Annotated in this window: 10 protein-coding genes; all 10 read right to left on the bottom strand. The window is 50.4% G+C overall.

Features of this window, described 5'->3' with window-relative positions; genetic code table 11:
• Positions 1-79 precede the first annotated feature (79 nt).
• Positions 80-679 (bottom strand): UDP-N-acetylbacillosamine N-acetyltransferase, encoded by a 600-nt coding sequence (gene pglD, locus Q0277_RS02590; RefSeq protein ID WP_297995270.1) that lies wholly within the window; start codon positions 677-679, stop codon positions 80-82.
• A complete protein-coding gene (gene pglC, locus Q0277_RS02585) occupies positions 666-1271 on the bottom strand; it encodes an undecaprenyl phosphate N,N'-diacetylbacillosamine 1-phosphate transferase (RefSeq protein WP_297987350.1) in 606 nt (201 codons plus the stop codon). Before pglC ends, pglD begins: the two co-directional genes overlap by 14 nt.
• Positions 1264-2391, bottom strand: a complete 1128-nt coding sequence (locus Q0277_RS02580; protein ID WP_297995272.1) for a glycosyltransferase family 4 protein — start codon at positions 2389-2391, stop codon at positions 1264-1266. The genes pglC and Q0277_RS02580 overlap by 8 nt, the downstream gene beginning before the upstream one ends.
• Positions 2392-2464: 73 nt before the next feature.
• The gene (locus Q0277_RS02575; protein WP_297995269.1) at positions 2465-5245 is read right to left on the bottom strand and encodes an STT3 domain-containing protein; all 2781 of its coding nucleotides are present in this window, start codon (positions 5243-5245) and stop codon (positions 2465-2467) included.
• Between the two features lie 2 nt (positions 5246-5247).
• Entirely contained in the window at positions 5248-6366 is a 1119-nt protein-coding gene (locus Q0277_RS02570; RefSeq protein WP_297995268.1) for a glycosyltransferase, read from the bottom strand.
• Between the two features lie 250 nt (positions 6367-6616).
• On the bottom strand, positions 6617-7660 hold the full coding sequence (locus Q0277_RS02565; RefSeq protein ID WP_297995267.1) for a glycosyltransferase: 1044 nt from the start codon (positions 7658-7660) through the stop codon (positions 6617-6619).
• Complete coding sequence (locus tag Q0277_RS02560; protein WP_297995263.1) at positions 7657-7884, bottom strand: hypothetical protein; 228 nt, start codon at positions 7882-7884, stop codon at positions 7657-7659. Before Q0277_RS02560 ends, Q0277_RS02565 begins: the two co-directional genes overlap by 4 nt.
• A complete protein-coding gene (locus tag Q0277_RS02555) occupies positions 7881-8528 on the bottom strand; it encodes a DUF3164 family protein (protein ID WP_297995262.1) in 648 nt (215 codons plus the stop codon). The genes Q0277_RS02560 and Q0277_RS02555 overlap by 4 nt, the downstream gene beginning before the upstream one ends.
• Before the next feature lie 105 nt (positions 8529-8633).
• Entirely contained in the window at positions 8634-9122 is a 489-nt protein-coding gene (locus Q0277_RS02550) for a hypothetical protein (protein ID WP_297995260.1), read from the bottom strand.
• An 87-nt stretch (positions 9123-9209) separates the two neighbouring features.
• Positions 9210-9818 (bottom strand): hypothetical protein, encoded by a 609-nt coding sequence (locus Q0277_RS02545; protein WP_297995258.1) that lies wholly within the window; start codon positions 9816-9818, stop codon positions 9210-9212.
• Between the last annotated feature and the right edge of the window lie 92 nt (positions 9819-9910).

The following is a 9910-nucleotide window of genomic DNA, read 5'->3' as shown; positions in this document are numbered from 1 at the left end:
GACGCAATGCTAAATTTAGCTTTCGGTATAAAATTTAAATGCTCGGATTTTATCACTTTTAATGCTATAAATTTTAAATTCAGCCATTTTTTTTAATCACGCGAGCGGGCACGCCTACGGCTACGCTGTCGCTAGCTATGTCGCGCACTACCGCAGCGCCCGCGCCGATGATGCAGCGCTGCCCGATCTTTAGCCTCTGAATGACGCTGGCGCCGATGCCGATGTGCGAAAACGCCCCCACCTTCACGCCGCCCGCAAGCGCCGCGTTTGGGCTAATGTGCGCAAACTCGCCGATCTCGCACTCATGCTCGATTACGACGCCTGAATTGATTATCGCGCCGCGACCGATTTTAGCTCGCGCATTTATCACGGCGCCTGGCATTACGACTGCGCCCTCGCCGATAGAGGCGCTTGGGCTAACGATGGCGCTTTGATGAATTAACGTCGCTATCTCAAAACCGGCGCGCGCTACCTTCTCTTGGATCTTCGCGCGGGTTTTATTATCGCCGATTGCGATTATTACGGGATATTTCAGCAGATCCTCGCTAAATTTCAGCCCCGCCGCGTCGTCTAAAAAAACGACCTCGCTAAATTTAGCCCCGCGTGCGGCTAGCGCGACGTCCGCGACCACCAGCCCGTGTCCGCTCGCGCCGTAAACGTAAATTTTAGTTGTGCCCATTAAATTTCTCCGTCGTCGCCATGCCCTCTTTATTCACACCCTCTTTTGCAAGCACTTTTTTAATCGTCAAAAGCGCGATCTTAAGATCGAGCGCGAAGCTTAAATTTTGCGCATAATACGTATCGAACTCAAATTTTTTCTCCCAGCTGATCGCGTTGCGTCCGTTTACCTGCGCAAGCCCCGTGATGCCCGGGCGCACGCTGTGTCGCAGGCTCTGCTGCGGCGAATAAAGCGGCAGGTATTCTATCAGCAGCGGGCGCGGCCCGATGAAGCTCATATCGCCCTTTAGCACGTTGAAAAGCTGCGGCAGCTCATCCAGGCTTAGCGCGCGGATCTTTTTGCCGTAATCGTTCAGCCGCGCTTCGTCTGGCAGAAGCTCGCCGTCCGCGCCGCGCTCGTCGCTCATCGTTTTAAATTTGTAAATTTTAAAAATTTGCTCATCAAGCCCAGGGCGAGATTGCGTAAAAATCGCGCTTTTGCTAATGTGCTTGCGGATCAAGAACCACGTAAGCGCCATCACGGGTGAAACCAAAATGATCAAAACCAAAGCCGCCGTAAAATCGAGCGCACGCTTTAAAAAACACCTATACATCGATAAATTTCCTATAAACCTCTAAATATTTTTCCGTGACGATCTTTTCGTCGTAATTTGCAAGCACCAGCTCGCGCCCGTTTCGTCCAAGCCTCTCGCAAAGCGGCTCATCATCTAATAAAATTTCGATCTTTCGCGCAAGACCCTCTGCGTCGCGAGTGCGGCAGATTAGACCGTTGACGCCATCCTGCACCGCTTCGACGCAGCCGCTGCAATCGCTTACCACGCAGGCTCGCGCCATGCTCATCGCCTCTAAAACCGTGCGCGGAAAGCCCTCCTTGTAGCTAGGAAGTGCCAGCAAGTAACTAGCCTTCAAAAGCTCTGGCACATCATTTCTGGCACCCAGATAATGCACCGCACCGCTTCGCAAAAACGCAGGATCAGCGGTGCTTTTATTGCCCGCAAAGCCCTCGCCCACAAAGACAAATTTCGCATCCGATCGATCTTTTAAAATTTCTGCTGCTTCGTAAAATTCTCTCACGCCCTTATGCCACATCGCGCGAGCTATCATCAGTACGATCTTTTTGCCGTGCAAATCCTCGCCCAAATCCGCTGCATTAACGATTTTGGGGTTGAATCTTTCAGCATTTACGCCTACACTTTTAATCCTTATGACCTTTTGCTTCGCAATAAGCCCGCGAGATAGCATATAATCGGGATCGGCATCGTTTACAAATATGCAAGCATCCGCCTGTGAAAATGAAAATTTATAAAGCTTCTCCAAAACCGCTCGCACAAGCCTTGTTTTAATATCATCGTCGATATAAAAGCTACCCAGCCCCTCGACTAAGTTTATCACATATTTTATACCCGCCTCTCGAGCCGCCAGTGTACCAAACACGTTTGATTTGTGCGCGGCTGTTTGCAGCAGGTCCAAATTTAGCCTCTTTAGCTCGCGCGCAAGGGCTTTGGTGTTGCTAAATACGGTAAACGGATTTAAGCTCGCTCGATCAAGATCGTAGGTTACGGCATTAAAATCGCGCGCTAAATCCTGCGTATAAGCGCCACGAGGAGCAATTGCGAAAACCTCGTGCCCGCGCTCTTTTAAAGCCTGCATTATCGGGCGACGAAAGAAATGCAAGCTCATATCGGCATGGCTTAAAAACCCTATGCGAGCCATCTGTAGCATTCCTTGCTTGGCGTTGCGAGATTAAATTTCATAAATTTCTCCTTAGCTTGCGGCAAAATTTTATCTAGCGCTTTAATTTATAAACTTTCACAGCAGGGCTTAAGATCACAGGCTCGAATAGCTCGGGCCTATATCTTTCAAATACAAAAAGCTGAATGTAGCTTGAGTTTAGCATCGTCTTATCTAGCAGCAAAAATCGCCCGTAATCGCGCATGAAAATCACGTAAAATTGCGCGCTGCTGTCCATATTAAACTCCTTGACCGAAAGCTTGCCGTTCGCGTCGTAGCTCGTTTCGTAAAAGGTATTGATCGCGAATTTTCTGCCGCTAAATTCCAGACTAAGCAAATTCGGCGAGATCGAAAAGCCGTTGTCCATATGCACGCCGCTTTGATCCTGAACAAACCTATCGCTCGTTATGAAAAACAGCTCGCCCAGCTGCTTGCCGTCGGTGATGTCGATGTTTGAAAACTGCGTGACGACGGGGAAGATATTCATCATGCGATCGGGCAGGATGTAGTAGATGTCGCGCGTAGGCTTCGGCGGCTTAAAATCAGCCAGTCCCAAGCTTAAGATAAAATCATTTACATCAGTCGCATTGTAATCTTTTAAAATTTGCTTTAGCTTGTTTGGAATTTTCTCGCTATATCCGCGCTCCGTGTATTCGACATCTAGGCGCGCCATATTCGCAGAGCTCATCTGATCTTTAAAAAGCGCGAAGCTAACGGGGAAATTATCGTTGCCTAGGTGTTTGCCGCCGTCGATGAGGGTTTTTACATCGCTGTAATAGCGTATGCCGTAACCGTAGTCCCACCACGAAAGCGCGTAATCCTCGCGCTGCGCCTTATCTTTGAGCTCATCTAGCACCCGTACCTCACTTTGATAAAAGACCGTATCGACCTTGTACGAGACGATGTGCTGCCACGCTGGATAGATCGCAAGCGCCGTCAAAATCAGTAGTATCGCGCGTGCAGCGATCTTTGGCAGATCCAAGCGCTTTACGCAAAAATACAAAATATATCCGAAGCTCAGTCCCATCACACCCACGGCATAGATCGTAAATCTAAGACCCGCTTTGTTTGCCGCAAAGCCCAAAAGCAGAAGCGGGATCGAGAGCAAAAATTCCTTATGCCTAAAGCAAAGCACTACGTATCCGATCGCCGCGATCACGAAAACCGCGACGTGCGAGCTGATGCGCTCCATAAAGATATTAGTTGGCACGATGCCAGATTCTTGGATTGTTTGATTGACGTTGAAAAAATGAAATGCCGTATCGGCGTTGTCCGCGAAGGAGCGGAAGATATAAAATTTCGCCTGAAAGATGATCGGGCTAAGACCTCCGTTTGCAACGAAAAAGACTACGGCAAGCGCGCCGATAATCGCTAAAATTTTAAAATTTAATAGCTTTCCTCTAAACGCAAAGAGCCAAAATAGCGTAAGCGAGATTAAAATTTTAGCTACCAAAGGCGTGGAGCAAAGCGCGATCAAAAAGATAATCATCGCTTCGTAATTTACCGCACTTTTTCGCTTAAAAATCAGCGTGTAGGCGAAAAATACGGCGAGCATCATGGAATTTAGCGAAAAGCTGGACGGATACCACCACATATAAAATATCGTAAACGCGCCCAGCCAAAACAGCGTGCTGCGCGAACCGCGCGTACAAATGCGGATGAGCGCCCACAAAATGCACATAGCAAGCACGATATTTAGCATATCGGTGTCGTAATACCCAGCCATAGTGCGATTGTAGTAGCTATTCGCCACGCTCGCGACAAGCGCGCCGATGAAGCCTGCGCGCATGCAGCGAAACTCGCTTGAGATAAGCAATATCGGCACTACGATGAGCGAGCTAAACAAAGCCGGCAGATAAACAAAGATCGTCTCGATTTTAAAGGGCAAAATTTCAGCCAAAAACGCCGTCACGATCGAAAGCGGCGCGCTAAAGTAGCTAAGATCGTTGGGCTGATGAAAGCCGGCGAGGCGGTCGCGCGCGCCCTCTGCGAAGGCGTAGCCGTCGTTTGTGTTTATCATCAGCTCGCCATCCCAAAAAAAGTAGTTCGGAAATCCGCTCGCCCAGTGCACCCACCACATACGAAACGCCACGCTAAAGGCAAACGCGAACAAAATCATCAGCAAAATATGCTTGGAGAACTCATAATTTTTTATGAAGCCAAAAATTCTACGCCTAGCAGGAAGCACGCCAGCTGACTGATTTTTAGAATTTTGGGAATTTTCTGCTGTAGAGTTTTTAGAATTATCAGAATTTATACCGTTTGTAGAATTTAAAGCACTTGCGGAATTCACATTTTTAAATTTAGCCAAATTAGCAGCTTTTGCGGAATTTTTATTTGTAGAGTTCGCAACGCCAGCGGAATTTTTATTTGTAGAATTTTTGCTCGTGGAATTCGCAGTACCTTTCAAATTTGAGTTTGTAGAATTTGCACCTGCGGAATTTTCAGAATTTACCGAGGTAGAATTTCGTCCGCTTGATTTTTTAGCCTTTTTGGATTTTTTTTGTGCTCGCATTTTTGCAGAAACAGCGCGCGCTTGATCGTCGCTTAAATTTTTAACGCCGGCGTGCGCGGAATTTTTGCTCGCAGAATTTTTTGCATCAAGCGCGGAATTTTTATCGCTCTGAGGCGCGGTATCCTCGCTACCCTTAAGCTCGGCATTTTCGCCGCTAAAATTCTCTCCGCCGCTTGCGGAATACTCTGCGTCAAAATTTCCCTCACTAGCGAAATTTTCGCTTAAGGCAGCTTTGTCGGCACCCATTGATTGCGCGCCTTTTTGATCGTCCGATCCTTCGTCGATCTCCCTGACGCTAAAAGCCTTTTTTTCTTCACCCACGCCTATTTTCCTTCGTCGATTTGTTCTATTTTTGCGATCAGCTCGCTTGCTATCCGTTTTTTATCGAAAAACGAGGCTCTAATTTTAGCCTTTTTCTCATAAAATTTTACATAATTTTCATCATCCAGCGCTTTTTGCATCGCCGCTTGGGTGCTTTCTAGATCGTTTACGCCCACTAGCACGCCCCATTCGCTTTGCCCCATAAGCTCGCGCGCGCCGCTTTGATGATCGCTTGAAATCACGAGCTTGCCGCATGCAAGCGCTTCAATAAGCGCGTTTGAAAAGCCCTCAAAAAGGCTTACGAAGACAAACGCATAGCATCTAGCCATATATTTATACGGATTTGCGTCAAAGCCCAAAAGCTTCACGCGGCCGCTTAAGCCCAGCTCCTCTATCAGGGCCTCAAGCTCGGCTCGTAGCACGCCGTCGCCCAAGATCAGCAGGTCTTTGTCATTATTTTTTAAATTTGCATACGCGCGGATCAAAAGCGCGTGGTTTTTGCCCGCATCGAGCCTGCCGACGCTTAGGAAAAACGGCTGCTGCTGCGCGATCTGCTCCTGCGCTTTGCGACCGATCTCATCCAAATCGATCGCGTTGTATAGCACGCTCATCTTGCGCTCATCGATTCCGAAATTATCCGCCAGATCGCGCAGATTTCCAAGCGAGTTCGGAAAGATAAAATCAGCCTTCGGATAGAGCTTGCGCAGCAAAAATTTTGAAATTTTGGATTTGAAGCTCGCATCTTTATACAGCACCGACGGCGTCGAGCATTCGTTAAAAATCATCGCTCCGCCCAATCCGTAAACTCGCGCCAGCGCCGCCACGTAACACGGGCGGTTCATCCAAACGAAGTGGATGTCGATGCCCAGCCTCTCGCATAGTTTTTTGTATCGCAGCGCCAAAAACGGCAGCTTTGCAAGCTTCAGCAGCCCGTTTTCAAAAGGGGCTGATTTTTCGATGAAATGGATCTGCACGCCGCTTGGAATTTCATAAAAAATCCTCTCGTTCATCAGCACCAGATGTACTTCGTAGCGTGCCGTAAGCTCGCCCAAGAGGTTACTTACGACGCGCTCGGCGCCGCCTCCTGCCATCGAATATATAAAAACGCTTATTTTCTTCATCCATTTACCTTTTAAATTGCTGCCGCGCCCTAAATTTAAGCTTTACTCACGCCTTTTTACGCGAACATACGCCGCGCAATCTGTTTTAAATTTAGCGTATTTTGCGCTGCCTCCAAGTGGGCAAAATTTCATCGCGCGATGCGGCTTTATAAATTTAAACGCACCGTTTTGCTCGGGCGCAAGACGCTATCTTAGCACACCGAAGTTTAAATTTATCTCCGCGCGCCGCTAGGGCATCGATAAGCGGCTGCTATTTGCGCGCAAACCGATCGATCAAGCCCTGCCAGAGCTTAATGATGTGCTCTTGCGAAAACTCGTCTAAATTTTCATTTGCATTTTGCACGAGAGCGTCTCGCAGCGCCTCATCACGCATTAAATTTTCAAGCTTGCTCGCAAGTTCATTCGCATCGCCGCGTTTAAACAAAATGCCGCTAAAGCCGTCCTTTATGAGCTCTTTTGCACCCGCTGTATCGCTGCTAAGCCGTGCGCAGCCATAAAATGCAGACTCGATCAGCACGTTCGAAAGCCCTTCATTAAGCGAACTGAGCACAAAAATTTTGGCTTCTTTATACAGTTCGCTCACGTCCTGCTTATGCCCTAAAAATCGCACTTCAAGCCCAAGCCACGCCGCCAGCTCGCGCAAGCTTTCGCGCAGCGAGCCGTCGCCCGCGATTAAAATTTCCCACTTCGCAAGCAGGCTTTTATCGATCCTGCTTAGCGCATCAAAGTAAATTTCATACCCCTTGACGGGCTCGAGCCTACCGACGCTTAAGATCACGTTTCGCTTGGTGCCCTTGGTATCACAAATCTCGCCGAAAAAGGGATTGTGCACGACGAAGCAGTTTTTGACAAATCGCGAATAGTACTCAAAGTCCGAGCGCGTAAGCACCGTAAGCGCGTCCACTTTTTTATAGCACAGATCGCGCACGCGGCTAAAAAGCCCGCTTGGCAGATAATCGTGCGCGTTGTGCTCGGTCGCGATGAGCGGGATGCCTAGCCCGAAGCTTGCGATCACGCACGCTACGTTCGTCCAGTCCATAAAGCTGATGATGACGCTTGGGCGCTCGCGCTTGAAACACTTGCGCAAAATTCTGTATTTATCGAACCTGCCGCCGTTTTTATAAACATCCAGATGCAAAAATTTTATCTTTTCGCTAAATTTATACCTGCCCTCGTCGTTTTCCAAAATCGCGATCGTAACGTCGTTTGCGCGCGCAAAATGGTTCGCTAAAACCTGAAGCACGCGCTCGGCGCCGCCGTTTCTAAGAGCCGCTATGACGAATAAAATTTTCATTTTAACTTCCGATAAATTTTATAAAATAGCCGCAAAAGCGCGGGGCTAGCGTAAAATAAGACCATCTCCGTTTGCTGGCGCCCTTCGCGGCATGTCCAGATAATGATGTAGTGCCCTTCGGCGCGCAGAGCGTTGATCGCCTCACGCGCCCCAGGCATCGCCTCGCCGATCCTCGGCCACTGGCCGTCGTGGATCGTTCCATCAAAGTCTACTGCGATGATCATACGTCCGTCATGCTTAAGGGGACAGCCACCCAGGCGCCCGACTCGTCACGTACCGCCGCGCGGATGTAGTCTTTCGAGGGTGTGGGTTGGTAGCTCTCTTGGATGATGCGCACGCCCTCTATAAAGCGTTCGTCGCCCGTTTCCTCGGCCATCTTTTGCAGTTGTAGCACGCGGGAGGCCTTCAGATTGCCCGCCTCGTCGCGCGACAGCAGCCGCAGGATGGCTTTGACCAGCGCGCGGCTGGCATCGTCGCGGGCCTGCGATTCGATGTACGTTTTGACCATCGCGATACCCTCGTTCACCGTGTCGCGGTAATTGTCGAGCATGTAGTGCCCGATGGTGATGCGCATCGTGCCCTCGGAGTTGGTGAACGTGTGCGACTGCTGATCGTCTTTCACGCCGAACAGCTCCGCCTTCATCTCTAATGCCCCGCGGAAGGCCTCCGCCGCGGCCGACTTTTTCTGGGCGATAGCCTCGCTGATATTCGTCAGCTCGGGCATTACGGCCGCGATCGTCTCATCCACCAATTCCGTGTAGGCTTCGCGATCGGACTTCCGTTTGGCCTCCGCTGCTTTCTTCTCTTTGGCCAGTTTGTAGGCCTCAAACTCTTGGCGCTCCTCGGCCGTCATTTCTACTGTTGTCATTTCTGTTTATGCGTTTAGGTGTTTGGGGCCTAAAGGCCCGTTGGTTTGTTTATCTGTTTATACGTTGAACGAATCAACATCTCAACAGGGCGAAGCCCTCAACATTTATGCGTTGGGGATCTCTTTCCGTCCGTCGGGGAACATCACATAGAGGAAGCCCCCGCCGCCCTGAGGTGTGTCCGCCATTCGGCCGACTTTTTCAATGTCTTTTACACGCTGCATAAAGGCGTTGTAAAGGCTGCGTAAACGCTCCAGCGGGATGCGGTTGAAGTTTGTTGCCCCGGCTGCCCGACAGGCAATGGCCTTTACCCGATTCACATCCGCCTCATAGTCCATCGCTTGGCAGTAGCCGAACACGGCGGCCATCACCCGTTTGCGCCAGCGGTCTGCCGCGGACGCCCGCGGGGTCATCGCCACGGCCAGTTTACTACACACGTCGGCCAGCCCCGCGCAATCCATTTCCGAGGAATGCTCTACGCCATACGAGGCGAGGATCTCGCGCTTACCGTCCTCGTCGATCCGCGCCCTGTTTAGCAGCATGTGGAAGCGCTTCAGCAGTTGCCGCTTCCGGTGATCGTTGTCTATTGTTTTCATCATTCTTTGAACTAAAATCTAAAAGGTAAAATCTAAAAGTCCTACCGGCGGGAGGGGGCCGGTCGGGTACCCGGCAACTTTTCATTTTTAGCTTTTCGTTTTTCCGTTTACCTCCCGTCCCCAGTATTCGTCCGCGCCTTTATCCCAGATCACCACCGGGCGACCGCCGCCATAACGGCTCGTGGGGAAGGCTTTGAACCCTTCGATGCGGAAGGCCACGTTGGCATCGCGTAGGATGCGCAGGGCCGTGGGCGTCGAGGGGCGACGGCCGTCCACGTGACTGATGTAGACGAACAGCTTCGTGGGGAAGCGACGCTTGAGGTCTTTGTATTCCGAAAACTTCAGATCCATGAATTGCACGGAATCGATAAAGACGATGTCCGCACTGCGTTGCCGCCGCAGCCGTTCGCAAAGCTCGTCCTTGCTTTCGCGGTCGAGCAGTATCCAGCGGGCGCCCGCCTCGAGCAGGCCGGCGCGGTCGACAGCCATCTGGATCGTCCGCGAATTGCCCTCCTCGACGCTGTTGTAGGCCACGCGGCCGAAGGCGGTCAGATACTTGGATAGCATCATCGCGAAGGTCGTTTTGCCATTCTTCGTGTCGCCATAGATGATCCAGCTGCCCGTCAGTTCGGGCTCGCCCACCGCATCGCGCCATACACCGTCGAACCCGAGGGTGTTGAACTTTGTGGTCAGCACATTGCGCGCCGTCAATGCTCTTTTCATAAGCTAAAATCTAAAAGTGAAAATCTAAAAGTGAAAATCTAAAAGTGAAAAGTGACCGGGTACCC

Source organism: uncultured Campylobacter sp., from assembly GCF_938030815.1.
Taxonomy (GTDB): domain Bacteria; phylum Campylobacterota; class Campylobacteria; order Campylobacterales; family Campylobacteraceae; genus Campylobacter_B.
This window is presented reverse-complemented; position numbering and strand designations above follow the sequence as displayed.